This window comes from Vibrio sp. 10N.222.49.A3, from assembly GCF_041475145.1.
Taxonomy (GTDB): Bacteria; Pseudomonadota; Gammaproteobacteria; order Enterobacterales; family Vibrionaceae; genus Vibrio; species Vibrio tasmaniensis_A.
In genome coordinates, this window is the sequence record NZ_JBFRVM010000163.1 from 1 (window position 1) to 18,318 (window position 18,318).

17 protein-coding genes and 1 pseudogene are annotated in these 18,318 nt (G+C 41.2%); 15 read left to right on the forward strand and 3 right to left on the reverse strand.

Annotated elements, in window-relative coordinates:
* Positions 1-636 precede the first annotated feature (636 nt).
* The gene (gene tnaA / locus AB4589_RS21100) at positions 637-2,109 is read left to right on the forward strand and encodes a tryptophanase (protein ID WP_372101629.1); all 1,473 of its coding nucleotides are present in this window, start codon (positions 637-639) and stop codon (positions 2,107-2,109) included.
* A 166-nt stretch (positions 2,110-2,275) separates the two neighbouring features.
* Here tnaA and AB4589_RS21105 read toward each other — a convergent pair whose 3' ends face one another.
* Positions 2,276-3,160 carry a LysR family transcriptional regulator gene (locus tag AB4589_RS21105; RefSeq protein WP_017090766.1) on the reverse strand — a complete coding sequence of 295 codons (885 nt, stop codon included), beginning with the start codon at positions 3,158-3,160 and terminating at the stop codon, positions 2,276-2,278.
* Between the two features lie 256 nt (positions 3,161-3,416).
* On the opposite strand from AB4589_RS21105, the gene AB4589_RS21110 reads away from it, so the two are divergent.
* Positions 3,417-3,656 carry a hypothetical protein gene (locus tag AB4589_RS21110; protein ID WP_372101630.1) on the forward strand — a complete coding sequence of 80 codons (240 nt, stop codon included), beginning with the start codon at positions 3,417-3,419 and terminating at the stop codon, positions 3,654-3,656.
* A gap of 215 nt (positions 3,657-3,871) precedes the next feature.
* On the forward strand, positions 3,872-4,189 hold the full coding sequence (locus AB4589_RS21115; protein ID WP_009846539.1) for a Dabb family protein: 318 nt from the start codon (positions 3,872-3,874) through the stop codon (positions 4,187-4,189).
* A gap of 92 nt (positions 4,190-4,281) precedes the next feature.
* Here AB4589_RS21115 and AB4589_RS21120 read toward each other — a convergent pair whose 3' ends face one another.
* Both AB4589_RS21120 and AB4589_RS21125 read right to left on the reverse strand, forming a co-directional pair.
* The gene (locus AB4589_RS21120) at positions 4,282-5,493 is read right to left on the reverse strand and encodes a DUF3103 domain-containing protein (protein WP_372101631.1); all 1,212 of its coding nucleotides are present in this window, start codon (positions 5,491-5,493) and stop codon (positions 4,282-4,284) included.
* Between the two features lie 324 nt (positions 5,494-5,817).
* The gene (locus tag AB4589_RS21125; protein ID WP_372101632.1) at positions 5,818-7,641 is read right to left on the reverse strand and encodes a M4 family metallopeptidase; all 1,824 of its coding nucleotides are present in this window, start codon (positions 7,639-7,641) and stop codon (positions 5,818-5,820) included.
* 627 nt (positions 7,642-8,268) lie between these two features.
* On the opposite strand from AB4589_RS21125, the gene AB4589_RS21130 reads away from it, so the two are divergent.
* The 12 genes and pseudogenes from AB4589_RS21130 to AB4589_RS21185 all read left to right on the forward strand — a co-directional run.
* Complete coding sequence (locus tag AB4589_RS21130) at positions 8,269-9,126, forward strand: restriction endonuclease (RefSeq protein ID WP_102326557.1); 858 nt, start codon at positions 8,269-8,271, stop codon at positions 9,124-9,126.
* A 173-nt stretch (positions 9,127-9,299) separates the two neighbouring features.
* Positions 9,300-11,060 (forward strand): hypothetical protein, encoded by a 1,761-nt coding sequence (locus tag AB4589_RS21135; protein WP_372101633.1) that lies wholly within the window; start codon positions 9,300-9,302, stop codon positions 11,058-11,060.
* A 147-nt stretch (positions 11,061-11,207) separates the two neighbouring features.
* Positions 11,208-11,498, forward strand: a complete 291-nt coding sequence (locus AB4589_RS21140) for a hypothetical protein (protein WP_372101634.1) — start codon at positions 11,208-11,210, stop codon at positions 11,496-11,498.
* Between the two features lie 154 nt (positions 11,499-11,652).
* Positions 11,653-12,129 (forward strand): GNAT family N-acetyltransferase, encoded by a 477-nt coding sequence (locus AB4589_RS21145; protein ID WP_372101635.1) that lies wholly within the window; start codon positions 11,653-11,655, stop codon positions 12,127-12,129.
* Positions 12,130-12,224: 95 nt separating this feature from the next.
* The gene (locus AB4589_RS21150) at positions 12,225-12,701 is read left to right on the forward strand and encodes a MazG-related protein (protein ID WP_372101636.1); all 477 of its coding nucleotides are present in this window, start codon (positions 12,225-12,227) and stop codon (positions 12,699-12,701) included.
* Positions 12,702-12,730: 29 nt separating this feature from the next.
* Positions 12,731-13,111: an MmcQ/YjbR family DNA-binding protein gene (locus AB4589_RS21155; RefSeq protein WP_009846550.1), complete on the forward strand. Its 381-nt coding sequence runs from the start codon at positions 12,731-12,733 to the stop codon at positions 13,109-13,111.
* A 294-nt stretch (positions 13,112-13,405) separates the two neighbouring features.
* Positions 13,406-14,824 (forward strand): DASS family sodium-coupled anion symporter, encoded by a 1,419-nt coding sequence (locus AB4589_RS21160; RefSeq protein WP_372101637.1) that lies wholly within the window; start codon positions 13,406-13,408, stop codon positions 14,822-14,824.
* 6 nt (positions 14,825-14,830) lie between these two features.
* Complete coding sequence (locus AB4589_RS21165) at positions 14,831-16,186, forward strand: ATP-binding protein (protein ID WP_102572273.1); 1,356 nt, start codon at positions 14,831-14,833, stop codon at positions 16,184-16,186.
* The gene (locus AB4589_RS21170; RefSeq protein WP_017062404.1) at positions 16,173-16,646 is read left to right on the forward strand and encodes a response regulator; all 474 of its coding nucleotides are present in this window, start codon (positions 16,173-16,175) and stop codon (positions 16,644-16,646) included. Before AB4589_RS21165 ends, AB4589_RS21170 begins: the two co-directional genes overlap by 14 nt.
* A 319-nt stretch (positions 16,647-16,965) precedes the next feature.
* The gene (locus tag AB4589_RS21175) at positions 16,966-17,466 is read left to right on the forward strand and encodes an opioid growth factor receptor-related protein (protein ID WP_372101638.1); all 501 of its coding nucleotides are present in this window, start codon (positions 16,966-16,968) and stop codon (positions 17,464-17,466) included.
* 221 nt (positions 17,467-17,687) lie between these two features.
* Positions 17,688-17,900, forward strand: a complete 213-nt coding sequence (locus tag AB4589_RS21180) for a hypothetical protein (protein ID WP_372101639.1) — start codon at positions 17,688-17,690, stop codon at positions 17,898-17,900.
* Positions 17,901-17,975: 75 nt separating this feature from the next.
* Positions 17,976-18,305 (forward strand): annotated as a pseudogene (locus AB4589_RS21185) (DJ-1/PfpI family protein); the annotation flags it as partial.
* Between the last annotated feature and the right edge of the window lie 13 nt (positions 18,306-18,318).

Genomic DNA, 18,318 nt, shown 5'->3' on the forward strand with positions numbered 1-18,318 from the left:
TTACGCAACAAAGCCGATATTGAGTTCAAAAGAGATTCGATATTATTAAGTAACTCGTTGAACTAGTTTAATAGTATATAAACGGCTGTGATTCACAGTTTATATAACATGCTATCGTATTTAATTACCATTCCAAATTTTGATCACATTTATACTTTTCTAAGCTGTATTTATAAAACAATTGCACTATATTTAATTTTCGGTTCATCTTGATTTCAACGTAGGGATATATTGTGAACATGTATCTGAAATGGCAATCAACAACATGGCTAACCTTGTTAGCTTGGTATACCTTAGATCACCAGCTCTCGTTCCGCCTTTCTTCAGAGTAGTACCCTCTAGGCGTCACGCGCCAGCAAAGCAGCATGCTTTGTTTACCTATCAGCAGCTTTGATAACCTTTGAACGCATGAATATCGCACTTATTATTTCGTGCGGAATATTCGTTGTTTTGTCGTTCTCGCTAATTATCTCAGCCTCTGTTTAGGTTTGATTAATAAGTCATTTTTTAATTTTTTATTTTCACTGTTAATTTTATGTGTGTATTTATACGGAACTAATAATTTAATGGTGAGGATTCGTGACATCTAAAGAAAATAGATTTCGACCTGATCGGAATGTATTGAAAGGTATTATTATGGAAAACTTCAAACATCTACCAGAACCGTTTCGTATTCGTGTTGTAGAACCAGTAAAAAGAACAACCTCTGCATATCGTGAGCAAGCCATTGTTGAAGCAGGCATGAACCCATTCTTACTTGATAGTGATGATGTGTTTATCGATTTACTGACAGACAGCGGAACAGGATCTATTACTCAGCGTATGCAAGCCGCGATGTTAATGGGGGATGAAGCTTACAGTGGTAGCCGCAGTTACTACGCATTGTCGAACGCGGTTAAGGATATCTTCGGTTACGAGTTGACGATTCCAACACACCAAGGGCGCGGCGCAGAGCAGATCTACATTCCGGTTCTTATCAAAAAGCGCGAAATGGAGAAAGGGCTCGATCGCAGCAAAATGGTCGCCTTGTCGAACTACTTTTTCGATACCACGCAAGGTCACACCCAAGTGAATTGCTGTGTGGCGAAGAACGTTTATACCAAAGAAGCGTTCGATACCTCAGTGAATGCGGACTTCAAAGGCAACTTCGATGTGGTGAAGCTGGAAGAAGCGATTTTAGAAGCGGGCGCAGCCAATGTTCCTTATATTGTGAGCACCATTACTTGTAACTCTGCTGGTGGACAGCCAGTGTCTATCGCCAACCTAAAAGCCGTGTATCAAGTGGCTCAGAAGTACGACATCCCTGTGATCATGGATTCTGCACGTTACGCTGAAAATGCCTACTTCATTCAACAACGAGAAGCGGGTTATCAAGATTGGACAATCGAACAGATCACTCGTGAGTCTTACAAATACGCGGATGGCTTAGCCATGTCTGCCAAGAAAGATGCCATGGTACAAATGGGCGGCTTGTTGTGCTTTAAAGACGACTCTTTCATGGATGTGTACACAGAGTGTCGAACCTTGTGTGTGGTGCAAGAAGGCTTCCCAACCTATGGTGGTTTAGAAGGTGGCGCGATGGAGCGTCTTGCGGTTGGTCTGTATGACGGCATGCGCCAAGATTGGTTAGAGTACCGTATTGGTCAGGTTCAATACCTTGTTGATGGCTTAGAAGCGATGGGCATCGTGTGCCAGCAAGCAGGCGGTCATGCTGCGTTTGTGGATGCGGGTAAACTGCTTCCACACATTCCTGCTAGTCAGTTCCCCGCACATGCTTTGGCGTGTGAACTCTATAAAGTCGCGGGTATCAGAGCGGTTGAGATTGGCTCATTGCTGCAAGGTCGCGACCCAGCAACCGGTGAACAACACCCATGCCCAGCAGAGTTATTGCGCCTTACCATTCCTCGCGCGACCTACACACAAACGCACATGGACTTCATCATCGAAGCATTTGAAAAAGTGAAAGAGAATGCAGGACAAGTGAAAGGGCTCGACTTTACCTACGAGCCACCGGTGTTAAGACACTTCACCGCGCGCTTGAAAGAGTTAGAGACCAGCGAGAAACAAACAGAAAAAAAGAACGAGCAAACGCTCGAAGAAGCATTTTAAAATAAAAACATAAGCGAATAGTCACTAGAATCCTAATCAAAGGCTCCCTCGGGAGCCTTTTCTTTTTTGGATGATAGGGAGTTAAGTCGTTAAGCAGCTAAGCGGTTAAGTCTTTAAGCTTTATAAGCAGTTAACCCGGTAATCATTTAGGCCTTTAGATGTTGAACTATGCTTGCTTGTTTTTCAGCGTAGACTTTAGCATTTGGAATAGCCATTGATTCAAAGGCGCATCTTTCTGTGAACGACGGCAGCTCATCACATAACCCACATCGATCGTCAGTTTTTCGGGTAAATCAATACTACGACAGCCTTCTGGTACGCTGCCATTGAGGGTGATACCAAAATAGTCGGATTTGAACACAACATCGTGAATCATCGCAGGGTGGTCGACTTCCACTCTTGGGTTGACGTGAAAACCGATATTCCTAAGGCGATCAAGGATCGGGTATTTATTGTCATTCCATCCCGGGGTTTTAAATAGAATGATTGGGTAGTTGGCGAGCGACTCAAAGTCTTTCGCTGGATGATCCTCTCTCACGAAGAACACCACTTTTCCTTTACCGAATTCCATTTGAGAAATTGACTGTGGCAAGGTTTCATCAAAGTAATGAACCGCTATGGATTCTTCGCCGTCGATGAGCCTGTTCCTCACATTGCTTCCCCACCGAACGAATGAGTAGTGAGCATGCGGGGCTTCTTTACTCAGAGCAAAGTAGAGCTTCGAGCCAAAGCGCTCCCAGAACAGTGTATTCGCGTAGATTTTGATATCGCCTTGGTAAGTTTCTGGCGAGAACACTTGATGTTTTATGGCTTCAACGCTGCTCAAGATCTGCTCAAAATTTTCGATGTTGGTTTCAACAAAAGTCGTGGGTTCAAACCCGTGTTTCGTTTGAATGAACAGTGGATCGTCGAGCTGCAACTTTAACTTCGAGAGGTTCTTGCTGATCGCCCCAGAGGTTTTTCCTAGCGACTCCGCAACCAGTCCAACATTGCGAAGTTCATACATACGCTTGATGACGAGGATATTTTGAATGTCTAGATTGATGTCCACAGGCTCTCCAAATGAATCCTTTTATAGGCAGTAATTTCGGTGCGGTAGGCGTACAGAAATTATGTGACTCTAATATCATAGTGGTAGTACAAAACAGATAAGACAGAACAGCGTCAGAACTTCGCTAATCCCTTGATTTTCCATTTGGTAAATATTGCTTTTCCTCGAATGGCTTTCACTCAAGCGCTAAAGTTACCTCAACAAAGAAACACAGATACCAAACGAACAAATAATTAAAAATAATATGAGGTGATGTATGAAAAAGTTAATCGCACTAGGCTTAATGGCTCTTTCAATGAGCACGGCTTTTGCTGCCGACGGTACGTATACAGGGACTATCGACATGACAAGAAGCGAAGGTAATCAAATAAAGGCTGAGCGCGTTGAATCTGACTTAACACTGGAAGGAAGAAATGAAGCGTCTAACGGCGGAATCCAATTCCAAAAGAACGTAGATCAAGACCAAACGATCCAGCTTACAGGTCGTCGTGATTAACGTTAAAGATGTGCTTACCATTGTCATGAGAAATGCTGCGCCCTTGGGTGCAGCATTTTTCGTTATTGGGTTGTGGAGTATTTTATAAACTCTAGCGATCTAGCCTTGGCATGTTGTGTAACGTGTGGCATTTTGTTGTTCTCTAACTTTAGATCGCTATTGGGTGTTGGTTAAGCATTACAAACCAGTAAGCGAACGACTCGAAAGGACAAGGAATGACTCAAAAAGAAACGGGAATGATTCGTCATATTCTACTGATTAAGTTTAAAGAAAACGCTGAAGCTTCAGAGGTTCAAAAACTAAAGATGCTGTTTGAAGCGATGCCAAACAAGGTTGAAGGGGTCACTTCAGTAGAATGGGGATTAAATGACAGCCCTGAAAACAAGAATCAAGGTTATACCCACTCGGTGTTAATGACGTTCGCCGATGAAGAAGGCCGCCAGAATTACCTTCCGCACCCTGAGCATGATGCGCTGAAAGATGTGTTTCGTCCGCTTTTAGAAGACATCATTGTGTTTGATTACTCCCTGTAATTAGATTCTGAGTAGGTCTCTTGTGTTTGACTTACCTTCGATAATGAAGAGTTAGGGCCTAGCGTTTAAGCCCTAACTGAATAAGAAACGACTTACTCTGTTGGTGAAATCGTGACTGGTGCAAACGATGCGACAGCATTTCCGCCAGCGCCCGGACGGTCTACATAAGGCGTGTTCTGCATTAAGGTGTAGTACACGTCCACGAAGTCATCATCATTCACTAATACGCCATCAGGAATCACATCGATAATCTTGCCTGTTATCTGAGGGATGATCGCATAACCTTGAACTTCTGGATCAGGAATCATCTTCAGTATATCTTCTGCGGCTTGAACCAAGAGTTTTGCTAGCGCTTTGTAGTCTGTGCCATCATCGTGTTCCATCAAGATCATGTCTGCAGCGCCCCAACGGTAGCGAGGCCAGAAGATGACGGTCTGGTTCGGGTAGTACGTCTGTTTGTCGTAGTCCAGATAAGGCATCTCAACGAGGTCGATCTGGGGCTCTAAACGACTTGAATCGACACCCGTCACGATAGCGTAGATTTCCGCTTTACCAGAGATCCAAGGTTCTTGGTCGACGGCTAAACGGATTTTGGTTAATTGTGTTGTATTCAACGGCTCAGGTTCCGACAAGGCCATCGAGCGACGAGCCCTGTTCATCAAAGACGATTTTTGAGGTTTACTCTCGTCGGCATTGGTATCGCTAACGGCATTGATTTGCGTTGTAGTACCCAGCTTTTGCATCTCTGCCTGCATCGCCATTAAGCCTGCTTTGAGCTCTTCAGCACCGTTACTATCAACCACAAACACTGGGACGTCTGGCATTTGGTACACATCTAATTGATGAACTTGTCCGTACACGTCATACGCTTCAATGTATTGCCAATTCGAATCGTCGCCTGATGGTTCAAATGCAAACAGCGGGCTTTCACCATTCTTCCAAGCTTCGATCATCGCTTCATCAGCCATGCGAACCTCTAACACAGAGTCGCTGAAGTCGTTGATCCTTTTCATCTTGCGATAACCAAGATCCGCTTTCTGCATCCTGCTTGAAAATGCAGAGTAGGGCTGAGTAGAGCTCAATTTATCTACAGGCGCGGATAAGTTCTTTTCTGAGATCTGAGCCTTCAATGAAAGCTCAAGATCGGAATAACGCTCGCTGATTTGCAACGCCAGAGATTGCTTTTGCGCTGCGCTACTTTCTGCAATACCTAATGAATCCGTTGTCTCAATATTTTGCGCAAAAGACTGGAAGCCAACCACTGTCGTTGCAAGCACCATACTGATAGGAAAAGATGGTCTCATAAATAATCCTTATTTTAATTTTTATCATCAATAGAGCTTTTGCCCTATAAGGATTAACCTATCAGTAACGTGAATGTGTTCGAAAGTTAGTCAGTTATTTTTGTTTCGTTGTGCAGCACAGGATCTCAATTTAAACTGTTTTTATAAAACAATACCTAAGTAACCTTGATATTTATAAATTAATAAGCGTATCAGTAAATAACTTACAATATTATTAACTACTAGGGTGTGTCATAAAAAAACCTACTCAAAGTGAGTAGGTTTTTATTTCGCGGTTAACCGCTAGTTCTCGATTTACAACTTGTTTGAGAGGCTCGCTCTAACTCAATCTAAACGTAACGTTAGGCCAGAGTAGTTCGAGTATCCGCGCAGTAACACATGATAGGTGACACCCGGTTGCGCGCTCACACTGCACTGCTCATTGTTTCCTGCACGATAAGGACGGCAATCGTAACTCGATGTGGTTGGCTTGCTGCCTGATTTCACGTAAAGATCGGCATCGCCTGAACCACCAGACATTGAAACCGTCACGCTGGATGCAGAATCCACAATGAACGTGTAGAAGCTCTCCGAGGATTGGTTTCCACTTAAGTTCGCAATCGGTGTGCCTTTCGTTAATACATTGCCAGTTGGAGGCGTGACACCACAACTTGCATTAACGCCGACGGTATTAAAAGCATCTTCAACATCGGCAACCACATAGCCCATGTCTGCTGCGGCTTTCGCTACGCCACAAGCACCGGCATCAAAGGTACTGTTTGCCGTCCAATACAACTGGTTGGCAACCGTGAATATTTCAAAGCCCTTACGTACATTCCAACCCGATTTGTTCGCTAAAAGGTAAAAGGCACGGTTATAAACACCGCTAGATAAGTGAACGTTCAAGCCATCGTAGTATTGCGAGGCGTGATCAATCGAACGACCATCTTTTGAAGGTTGATCAAAGTAACGCAAGCCGCCTTCTGATTTGAATATATCGCTTCCGACCACCCAATCCACACTGCCACGTAAGTAGTATTCAGCCGCTTCGCCCGCAATATCGGAGAAGGCTTCATTGATACCGCCCGACATGTTTTGGTACACAAGGCCGGAGTTTTGCTCGGTGAACCCGTGGCTAACCTCGTGAGCACTCACATTGATATCGACCAATGGATAAAAGGTATTTTTGCCATCCCCAAAAGTCATTGATGTACCATTCCAGAAAGCATTTTCATAATCGGTACCGTAATGAACGCGCATAGTCAGTTGGAAAGTTAAAGGCGACGTATTCATCCACTCTTTGTACATATCGAATACGACATTACCAAAATAGTGCGCATCGTTAAGAGGCGAGTAAGCCCCGTTGATGTATTTATGATCGGTGTAGTTGGTTCCGTCGGCACAGTTGTAACTGTAGGCTGCGCTGCCAGAGGTTCCGTTCCTCAAATCGATTGTCTTAACTGATTCATTTTCTAACGTACAAGTTGTGCCTGTTTTGTCGATCGGAAAGCTAGGGAAGTCACTACCATATTCATATCGAGTGGTTTTGATATTACCACCGGGGCCAGCACCCAATGCTTTAGCGTGGTTCAACCCATTCCATTTTTGGAGCACATCGCCAGTCGTGGCATCAATAAAGTAGAAAGGGCGCTCTGGCATAGAGGACGCGATAAAGAAATCGACCAGATACACCACTTGGGCGACTTGGTTCTCATCCAATCTCACCATCAGTTTCGCGTTTTGATTTTCAATCGACTTTTTGCCGACAGTAAACGTGCGGTGAGAGGAAATAGCGGCTTCAATCGCTTGTTCCTCATTCAGCTTTGGTGCGTTGCTGGACAAGTCTCCACTGATCCCTTGTGCCATTGAACCGAATACTTGAGTGGGTTGGTTCTTGGAAAGGGTGGCGACAACGGAGGTATCAAAGACGGGTAAACCTAGGTGAGTTTGTTGATAGCGGACTTTCGTTTTCCCATTGGGCAATACCACCCGTTTAACTTCAGAAAAACCTAATTCTAGTGGGGCAACACTCTTCGACTGAGCGACGAGGCTTTGTTGTAGCAGTGTATCGTTATCGACTCTGACCATTTCTGCAGCGTGTGCATTAAAGCCAAAAGATGTACCTAGAATAGCTGCTATTTTCCAGCTTAGTTGACGTTGTTGGTTCATTTTTCGTTCCTGATTTTAATATAAACTCCTTCTTCCCAACGGCTTTATAGGAAGTCTATATGCAACACGCTAATGCCATGTGTTGCGAATCAAGATTGGAAGAGCATTTAGAATTATGACAAGTTTATCAGGGAGATTTATTTTTAGAGTATGTAATTCAAAGTTTACAAAAACCCTTGTTGATCAAATTGTTTTTATAAAATTTAAATTTGTTATTTATCGTAAATGTATGATAGGGCGGGAGATATTAAAACCTGCTTTGTTTTAATTTATAGAATGAAAGTATCTAAGCTGACTTCGATATTTTTCAGTTTTTATCTTAATTACAAATGAGTAAATAATCGGTTTTTTGGAAGTGGAAATATTGTCCTTATTATCAATAGCAAACTTGTTTTAACAATATCAGTCAGAGCAGTTATCAAGTTTTCTTCATTTGGTTCTGTTAGGCAGAACTAAATTCTACATTTCCTTGTTCAATCACAAACTAAGAATGATAAGTTGTTGTTATAAATGGAGTAAGTCGCTTAAGATAGACAGCATAAGAAACTAGACAGAAAACTCTGTATTTAAATAAAAAATTTTCTGTCTAATAGCTGTTATATAAAAAATTAATATCGAGGATTTATCATGTCAACTGGCAAAGATTACGAAATATTTGTTCAAAATTTACAGCAAGCACTCATTAATTCTGAAGAGTTAATGTTACAAAAAAATATCGAAATTGAACGAAACAAAAAAATCACAGATAACTACGGAATTGTTCGAGAATTCGATTTGTATTGGGAGTACGAATTAGCCGGTGTAACATACAAAACGATCATCGAGTGTAAAGACTATACTTCACGTGTTTCAATTGACAGAATTGACGGCTTGATTGGTAAGATTAGAGATATTCCTGACTTAAAGCCGGTCTTTGCTACAAAAACCGGTTATCAAAGTGGCGCTGAACTAAAGGCGAAAAATAATAAGATTGATTTACTTATTGTGCGGGAGCAACGAGATGATGATTGGGAGGATAAGGAAGGTAACCCTCTAATTCGCGAAGTAAATATAAATATGCAAATAATGCCTTCCGCTCAAATCACTAACTTTAAGCCATTCCTTGACGGTGACTGGCTTAAAGAAAACACTGATTTAAACATTGATAGTCAATTGGTATCCTCTGGGTTAAATAATGAAATATTTATTGAAGACATCGAACGAGGTGAAAAATATTCACTTTTAGAGCTTTCAACTAAATTAGAAAAAATATCACGTGAGCCAGGCGAACATTCGTATTCGGAAATGTTCAAAGATGCTTATCTAATAAATAATGGATTGAAACTTAAAATATGTAAATATGAGGTGGATTATTGGATTTCTGAGCCTATTAATCAACCGATAAAAATGGATTTTTCAAAAGAGTTAGTTGGTGTTATTGAATACCTCCATAAAGACTCTATTACAGCAGTATTTAAAGACAAAATCGTCAAAGACTGGCGGTAATGATATAACAAACAATTTAAGAGTGATTCAGCACGCTTGGCATTTTTGGTTTGGGTTTAGTTCAGTGTTTACGGTGACCAATTTAAGTGTAGTCGCTGCGTGCTTCACACCTTAATTGTGCGTTAGCACACGCATATAATTATATACAACGCTTAGTGACTAGGTGAGAATAAATGCCAGAAAGATTAGAATTAACAAAAAATGCACACTTTTATCTTCCTAAAACAGAAATAACAGATGATGTTATTTGTGGAATAATGGAAGGTGCTTCAGATAACATAGAGGAAGGGGGAAGCTACTTAATTGACGTTTTCCGACAAGAAAAGGCGAGTGAAGAAAATGACTTAAACTATGTTTATTCAGTTAAGGTTTTTCCTTCAGTTAAACCTGTATATTTTTTAGATGATGAAATTGAAGATAGAATCCATGCGTATATAATTATTATTGAATATAATGGTCATTATGCTTTTCTTAAAAAAAGCTGTTCAAATATAACCGAATTAATCAAAGAAAATTTTGATTTAATTGGAAGTTCAGAGTTAAGCCGTACGTTTAATCACGATGCTGAATATCAGAAAATGGCTTTAAGAAATATGACTATTTCTGATCGAGCTATGAGAGCTAGATCTTATGAAGCAGCAGATCTGAAAGGTCTACTTTCTACGCATTCGGCTGGACGATCAATTCCATATTACTTAAAAATTCGTCAAGGTGCTTCGATTAAGTCTATTTCAGGCACTGGTCGAATTGTTGAAGCATCTCAAAGAATATCAATTGATGACATAGCTTTATGGGTTAAAGAACAAGTAAATTTGCTAGCGAATGCAACTGATAACGAATTTCTTGAAGCATTTGCGAAGAAAGTCGAGTTAATTGATGTTTTAGAGATAACCTCACCAAATGCTCTCTTGATTGAAAGTACTCAGTTGTCTGAAAGAATAGAGAAAGATAGCTTAATAATTAAATACAAATCAAAACGTGGGAAAACAATAACAGTTTCAAATAGAGTTAAGCAAAAACTGTATCAAGAGCTTGAAAAAACGTATGAAATAAACGAGAATTACGAAATTGTTGGTCATTCAACGGATGCAAAAATAAGGCGTAATCCTAAAACTCTTACATTGCAATCGAAAAAATTAACAAACTTTAGGCTTGTAGAAAATGGAAAAGATATAACCTTACAAAGGTATATTGTTAAGAATGGTTTCTATAGTATTACTTTTTCTGATCCTAAGTATATGTATTTTATGGGAGCTTGTTTTCAGGATTCATCTGGTGTCTCTGAAATAAATAGTATTTTAGATATTCTGAAGCCAATAGAAGGTATGACACAAATAACATCGGAAAAAGGTAATTTTAGTTCAGACCAAGAGCTATTTGAAAGTGGTTCAATGTTTGAACTAATAGAGCGATTACATGAACAAGATAACTATGTTTTTTGCGATGATTTAGGGATCGAGTGGGCTGATCATATAACATTTAATATTGATGATGGTTGTATATCCTTTATACACTCAAAGCATGGAGATCTGACTACATCAGCAAGTAAACTACACGATGTTGTTGGGCAAGGGATTAAGAACTTAGGCAATATGTTTTTTACTCAACAACAATTTGTGCAAAGAATAGAAAATAAGTTTAATAATCTATATTCTAACAATGGTACACAAACGCAAATTAAACGTGTTCGTCAAGGTAATATGACAAATGCTGAAACGGATTTAGGTGATTTATTAAAAAATTACCAGCTTCATAGAAAATGTATTCTTAGTTGTTCATTTATGTCTAAATCAGAAATCGAGGCACAATTCAGGAGAATACAAAATGGAGAAAGTGTTCCTGGACACATTACTCAGCTTTTATGGATTATTTCGTCTTTTGCACATGCGGTTAGAGATATGAATGCGATACCAATAATCTATTGCGCTCCATAAGTATGTGCTAACAAATGCATCAACACGATTTACTACGCTCGGCATCCTCAGGTTATCGGGTGTTTTTCGTTTTAAGGCGCCAATTTTAAGTATAATTGCATAGTAGTAAACGTGTTATGCAGGCGTTAGCACACAAGGAGTATGAAATTGACTTGGTACATAAAAGATCTCAAAGATTATGTCTCTGGACTTTATGGAGAAGAGCAACAGCAAGCTCTTAGCATTTCTTTGGATTCTATCTTCGAAAACCAAGACTTTGCTCGTTTTCACTATGCAGAAGTGCAGCGTTTAATCAAAGGGCATATGGAGGAAAGGAATCCTGCATATGATTATGTCAAATTAATGCTAGCTACAGATGCAGAGACGTTAAATGCAGAGTTTGAATTTAAATTAGCGTATCGAGCGAACGTCTTCGCTAACACAAAGGCTGAAGCATGAGAGCTATGCTTGATCTTGGTAAGTTGGCGATTTTATTGGCAGTGTGAATGGTTTATATTTCCATAATATCTATGTGCTAAAGGAAAATGTTGCGCTGGTACAATGCGTTACATAAATGGGCACTTGGTCGAAAGTATATGAATTAAGGATAATTATGCCGGATATCTCCCTCCAACTTGAACTTGCCAGCACTGCCGATATCCAACAGCTGCAGAAGTCTGCACTCAGCGCATTTGCAGACGATGTGGAAAAATACGGTGCGTTCCCGCCAAACATAGAATCAACAGAGTGGTTCCAAGCTGAGGTTAGTAAAGGCAATTTTTATAAAGTGCTGTACAACAGCGACTATGCTGGGGCAATTTGCGTAGAGTGTGGTGAGCAGAGCAGTATTGAGATCCGATATTTCTACATTGATGTTCAGTATCAAAATAAACATATTGGCTCTCAAGCCATGAGCCTTATTGAACACCGGTATTCGCATATCACAAACTGGACTTTGTTCACTCCTTATCAGTCATACAGAAACCACCATTTCTACGAAAAGTTAGGCTATATCAAAGTCGGCGAAGTACAGCCAGACCAATCAGACGATTTCAAATTGTTTGAATATTCAAAGAGCCATTTAAGTTGAAATAGCGGCATAACAAATGTACACGGCATCTATAACTGATGATTGCTGCTCAATTAGATGTTTTGGTATAGGGAAAATTCAGCTAAGGGAATTAGATGAGTGAAAAAGTGAAAGTAGCACTGAAGTGGCTCAAAGAACTCTTGGATGCTGATGGTGTTGAGTATCAAATTGTCGGAGGGCTAGCTGCAACGATACATGGTGGCAGTCGTGAGATCGCAGACATAGACCTTTATATCCACAACTTTGACGCAAACAAGGTTTTGGCTCGCGTATCGCAATTCATATCTAAGCCGTTAATTCACTATGCAGAATACGGTTGGGATCTCGAGTATTTCCAGTTAGTTTACCAGGACCAAAAAATTGAAATTGGTTTATCTCATAATACGAAGATACAGTCGGCTCTAGATGGATCTTGGCATCAACTCGAAATCGATTTTTCAGAGTCAGTCATTAAAAGCTATCTCGGTATCGAATTGCCAGTAATCCCAGTTCATCATTTAGTAGAGTACAAGCAAATATTAGGTAGGGAAGTCGATCTAATTGACATACAAGAACTGACGTTAGCCATTTAATCCGAGGTTGTGTGCATAAGGAAATGAGTATGAATTACGATGAGTTTAACCATTTTTGCGGGACATTTACTGGGACGAGTCATGTCGTTCAATGGGGCAATTCAGATGTCTGGAAGGTGGGTGGTAAAGTCTTTGCCATTGGTGGTTGGAGTGATGGCAAAAAAGCGGCATTCACTTTTAAGACATCCAACTTAAATTACGACTTTCTCAGTGATTGTGAAGGCTATAAACCGGCTCCGTACTTTGCTAACCGTGGGATGAAATGGATACAGCAAGTTGAAACTTCAGGTCAATTAGACGATGACCTAAAGTATTACTTGTCTGAGTCTTATCGTATTGTTGCTAGTGGTTTAAGTAAACGTAAACAACGAGAGTTGGGCATAGAACACCTATCTGAACCACGCACGTAAATGCTTCAAGGCAGATTTCGCAGTTGACGTAATGCTTCCTAATCTTTATCGACAGGCCAGTAGCCCTTTGGAAGATCCTGACGACGAGATTGATCAAGTTATATTGCAAAAGTAAATGACACACAAACGTAGAGGTAGCGCACAGAAACGAAAACGGGGATATCGCGATTACGGAATCATTGATCTAGCCGATAGTGAGATAGTGATAAGAGGTCGATAATTCGTTGTCGGACTAAATTAGAACTTTAAATCTAATTTCTAAGTAGTTGTTATCTCAGGAAGAGTTTTTGTGCTATGCGCCCCTATATTAAATACATTATCCCTATTTTAATTCCTTTCATTATCCTCGTAATGCCGCTATCAGCGTTTCCATTTGAAGGCCTTACGATTATTCAACAACGCGTTATCGCGATCTTTTTATTAGCGGCATTGTGCTGGGTGTTCGAGCCTATCCCGATTTACGCGACGTCTGTTGTTATTATCGTTCTGCAATTGTTGATGTTGTCGGATAAAGGGCTGATCTTTTTAAGGTTTGATCATGGGCAGGAACATTTTGGTGAGTTGTTAAAATACAGCGACATCATGGCGACATTCGCCAGCCCAATCATCATGCTGTTTTTAGGCGGTTTTTTCTTAGCGATGGCCGCCACTAAGTATCGATTAGACGTAAACTTAGCTCGTGTATTATTGAAGCCATTTGGACAAGACCCAAAGTTTGTGATGCTCGGCTTAATGTTGATCACTGGTATCTTTTCGATGTTTATGTCTAACACGGCAACAACGGCAATGATGCTCTCTATTTTAACGCCGGTACTGGCTGTGTTTGGTCCGAAAGACCCCAGTCGTATAGCGTTTGCGCTTTGTATTCCTGTTGCCGCTAACATCGGTGGCATTGGTACCCCGATCGGTACCCCGCCGAACGCTATCGCACTTAAATATTTAGTTGGCGATAACCTCATTACGTTCGGTGAATGGATGGCATTTGGTGTGCCGTTTGTCGTTATTATGATGGCGTTAGCGTGGTTTTTAATCGGCTTTATGTACAAAGCTGACCAAAAGAAAATCGAGCTAAGCATCAAAGGTAAATTCCTTAAAACGCCCAAAGCCATTGCGGTATACGTCACTTTTGCGCTGACCATCATTCTTTGGTTAATGGGCTCAAGCCATGGCATGAACTCTTATACCGTCGCTCTGATTCCTGTCGCTGTGTTCTCACTCACAGGGATCATCAATAAAGAAGACCTTAAAAAGATTTCTTGGGACGTACTGTGGCTTGTATCAGGTGGTATTGCGCTTGGTTTAGCTCTCGATAAAACTGGCTTAGCAAGGCTCGTGGTACACAGCATTCCGTTTGATGCTTACTCACCCTATGTGGTGTTGTTCGGAGCGGCGTTCTTGTGTTTGGTAATGGCAAACTTTATGTCTCATACCGCAACGGCTAACTTGTTAATGCCAATTATGGCTGCATTAGGTTCGTCTATGGCTTCACTCACGCCACTAGGCGGTGAGTTAACGTTAATTCTGGTAGTGACTTTTGCTGCTTCATTAGGTATGTCGCTGCCAATCAGTACGCCACCGAATGCGTTGGCTCATGCCACAGGTCATGTGCAAAGTAATCAAATGGCCAGAATCGGTATTATTTTAGGTGTGGTTGGTGTGCTACTGAGTTTTGTTATGGTGTGGGTGCTACATTCAATTGGTCACATAGGATAACGATACGTGTATCAACAAAAGCTAGAAGCACTTATCGATCGTTATTTTAATCAGACAGAACGTCGGGTGACGTGCCGTGCCGGTAACACCATTATTGAACAATCAGCGTTAAACACTCGTTTGTATTATGTGTTTAGTGGAGAACTGGAAGGTTTTTATACCGAAGCGAATGCACCGCGAGTACGCGTGTTTAGTGCGGGTAGTGGGGCTTTTATAGGCGTTCATAGCTTCTTTTCTGGTAATTGGACAGCATCTTCAACGGTTGTTGCCAAAACCGATGTTGAGTTAGCGTGGATCGATAAAGACACGCCGGCAGAAGATGAACGTAAGTTTGGCCCTCTTACCGCACAGTTCACACCTGTGATTGTCAATGAGTTGTCGCGTCGTCAACGCAGAGCAACACAAGAAGCGATAGCGAAACAAAAAGCGCTAGAGAAGTTACATACTGCTGAGCAAATGACGACCTTGGGTCAATTGGCTGCAGGGATTGCCCATGAGCTTAACAACGCTATTGGTGTAGTAAATAGTAAATCTGGCCGACTTGAAACGGTCATCATGGATCTACTTGAAGAAGTGCATCCAGAAGCCAGCCAATTTTTCGATTTTGGGTTAATGCATGGTCAGAAAACGTCGTCGTCAGAAGCGCGAACACGTGGGCGACAATTTGAAAGAAAATATGGTTTAGACAAAAACATTGCACGCTCTCTTGCAAAGGCGATTCCAATTGACGCTTCATATGCAACAGACGTTATTTCAAAACATTGGCTGAAAAACCCAGAAGAAGCGATTCGCTTTTGGCAGATGGGCTGTGACTTACATGATTTACGTTTGGCATCTAGACACACCGTTGGCATCGTAAAATCGGTTAAACAACTTGGCAGAATTGACATTGACACCGAAGAAGCGGTTGATATTAACGACTCCATTAACCATGCCTTATCGTTGTTACAAAGTGAGTTACGTAGAGTCTCTGTGCGATTGAGCCCTGCAGATTTGCCGACTTTTAAAGGCTCGAAAACAGAGCTCGTTCAGATTTGGGTAAACATTGTAAAGAATGCTTGTGATGCAATGTCGAATTCAGACGATGCTGCAATAGAAATTCAAACCAGATTAAGTAAGAAAAGAATATTAGTTACGATCACGAATAACGGCCCTGAGATAGACGAGGTGACTCGTAGAAAGGTATTTCAGCCCAACTTCACCACTAAAAAAGGTGGTTTATCGTTTGGATTGGGTTTGGGTTTATCAATCGTTAAGCGGATTGTGGCGGGTTATGGCGGAAGTATCATTGTGAAAAGTGATGCTTCAAAAACTGTATTTAGAATCAAGTTACCAGTAGAGGGTGAACATGGAGAAGCTTAATTTAATCTGTGTCGATGACCAGAGAGAAGTACTGAGCGCAGTGGTACAAGATTTAGAGCCGCTGGCGAGTTGGCTGAATATTGAAGATTGTGAATCAGCGCAAGAAGTGCTTGATCTCATTGATGAACTTGACGCAGAAGGCGAACACATTACCGTCATCGTGTCTGATCATGTGATGCCAGGGAAAACGGGTGTGGAGTTACTCACTGAAGTGTTCCATGACAGCCGCTTTCCGAATACAAAGAAAATTCTTCTTACGGGGCAGGCCACTCATACTGATACCATCAATGCGATTAATGCAGCAGGTATCGACCGTTACTTTGAAAAGCCTTGGCAAGCAAGCACATTGGTTGAGTGCATTCGTACTCTTGTCACTGAGTACATATTTGATCAAGGGCTTGATTACACGGACTATCAGAATGAGCTCGACCAGCAGGTTGTGTTGAGACGCTTGCGTTAGTCTCTTATGTTAGCGACTTACGCTAGTCACTTATGTCAGTCGCTTGAAATTGTATGCACCAGATAACCCTAGCGGATGCATTGTGTTTTCTTCAGGAACGATTCCCTGAACATATTACAGAGCTAAAATGCGTCGCAGGGTATCAGTGTCGTCTGTTAAAACAGTGAGTTGGAAGTATTAACAAGTATTCCTAACGTGCGGTATTTGGCGTTCGAAGTCAGATCGGTGCTTACAACGTAAAGGACTAGGTTTTTCAAGGTTTACTGCGTAATAATGCATTCGCCCACAAGTGGGGGGTTATAGTCAGTAGGATTTAAAAATGAGTGAGATTGCTCGCTTTATATCTGGTGAAGTGCCAGACAAATTTGGTCGTAATATTGAACAGTTGTTAGCTTACAATCACTTTTGGTTGGAGCACGACCATAAGTACATCCAAGTGTTTTTCCCAATCGATGAAGGGACTAAGTTTAATCAACATGCCCCGTTGGTTACTCAAGAAGACAGGGCGATTTTTGCTAATTCAGAAGAGCTCCGCACAGCTCATCTACAAGTACTTGACCTGATGCTTGAGTTTTGGGGCATGCAGCGAGAGGGTATCGAAATATCTTCGTTGTTACCGCTTAGCCCCGCAAATCATGTATGGCTTAAAAACCATGATCATAACCAACTAAGGTTAACGCGAGCTATTCGTAGTTTATATTTGTTAGGCAATGAGGAAGTTGCAACCAACTTATGTGGCTTCTTGATCGCATCAGCGAACGAAACCGGTTCTGTCTCTGATAAAACGGTGCAATATTGGCGTAATGCGTTAAATGGTTAGAAGTCCGCAATAGCCAGTGGGATTATCGATTTTCAGCACATGGCAGTGGCAATAGATTTGATGGTCGTTGGCATTTAACCAATGGCCCGTGTAAAGGCACTTGGTTTATAGAAAAAGCCAACGACATGTAGGGCTATAAACGCATTATATACTTGGAATAACTTAAAAAATATCCACACGCATGTGTACGATTTAGTTTAAACGTATAGATAGGGAAACCCATGAGGATTGTGATTTTTATCGCTACAGTGATTTTAGTTAAATCAATTGAAGCAAAGTTTGGACACACCTATAACATCTTTTCAGATCCACTTGATATCAAGTTAGCCGCTCTTGATTTTGTCTTGTGGGTTTCAGTCTACTTTGGTTTATCTCTTGTTTATGAGAAGGGCAAAGGCATCCTGACTAAAATGGATAAAGTTAAGAATCCTTAATGGGTTGTATGAATTAGCCGAACAAGATGTTTATGGTAAATTCTAATTATTAATGAAGTTGTACATGGAGGTGCAATGAACATCGGAATTTATATTTATAATCAAGCAGAAGTTCTCGACTTCTCTGGGCCATTTGAAGTCTTTAGTACGGCAAAGCGCTTAGGTGCTGAAGATCTAAATGTATTCATGGTTTCTGAGCACGCCGAGCCAGTTGTTGCCCGTGGTGGGTTTAAAGTTCTGGCTGACTACTCGATACAAAATCATCCAGAGATAGATTTGTTAATGGTCGTTGGTGGTGTGCACACTGACGAAATGAACAAACGAAATGTACTCGATTGGTTAGCTTCTGTTTCAGGTTCAGCCTCGCAAGTAGCGTCTGTTTGTACTGGTGCGTTTCTTGTAAGCGCGCCATAAACCC

What these genes read in the sequence shown, in the direction of transcription:
- tnaA (WP_372101629.1), top strand. Translation starts at nt 637, where the DNA reads ATGGAAAACTTCAAACATCTACCAGAACCGTTTCGTATTCGTGTTGTA.
- AB4589_RS21110 (WP_372101630.1), top strand. Translation starts at nt 3,417, where the DNA reads ATGAAAAAGTTAATCGCACTAGGCTTAATGGCTCTTTCAATGAGCACG.
- AB4589_RS21115 (WP_009846539.1), top strand. Translation starts at nt 3,872, where the DNA reads ATGACTCAAAAAGAAACGGGAATGATTCGTCATATTCTACTGATTAAG.
- AB4589_RS21120 (WP_372101631.1), bottom strand. Translation starts at nt 5,493, where the DNA reads ATGAGACCATCTTTTCCTATCAGTATGGTGCTTGCAACGACAGTGGTT.
- AB4589_RS21125 (WP_372101632.1), bottom strand. Translation starts at nt 7,641, where the DNA reads ATGAACCAACAACGTCAACTAAGCTGGAAAATAGCAGCTATTCTAGGT.
- AB4589_RS21130 (WP_102326557.1), top strand. Translation starts at nt 8,269, where the DNA reads ATGTCAACTGGCAAAGATTACGAAATATTTGTTCAAAATTTACAGCAA.
- AB4589_RS21135 (WP_372101633.1), top strand. Translation starts at nt 9,300, where the DNA reads ATGCCAGAAAGATTAGAATTAACAAAAAATGCACACTTTTATCTTCCT.
- AB4589_RS21145 (WP_372101635.1), top strand. Translation starts at nt 11,653, where the DNA reads ATGCCGGATATCTCCCTCCAACTTGAACTTGCCAGCACTGCCGATATC.
- AB4589_RS21150 (WP_372101636.1), top strand. Translation starts at nt 12,225, where the DNA reads ATGAGTGAAAAAGTGAAAGTAGCACTGAAGTGGCTCAAAGAACTCTTG.
- AB4589_RS21155 (WP_009846550.1), top strand. Translation starts at nt 12,731, where the DNA reads ATGAATTACGATGAGTTTAACCATTTTTGCGGGACATTTACTGGGACG.
- AB4589_RS21160 (WP_372101637.1), top strand. Translation starts at nt 13,406, where the DNA reads ATGCGCCCCTATATTAAATACATTATCCCTATTTTAATTCCTTTCATT.
- AB4589_RS21170 (WP_017062404.1), top strand. Translation starts at nt 16,173, where the DNA reads ATGGAGAAGCTTAATTTAATCTGTGTCGATGACCAGAGAGAAGTACTG.
- AB4589_RS21175 (WP_372101638.1), top strand. Translation starts at nt 16,966, where the DNA reads ATGAGTGAGATTGCTCGCTTTATATCTGGTGAAGTGCCAGACAAATTT.
- AB4589_RS21180 (WP_372101639.1), top strand. Translation starts at nt 17,688, where the DNA reads ATGAGGATTGTGATTTTTATCGCTACAGTGATTTTAGTTAAATCAATT.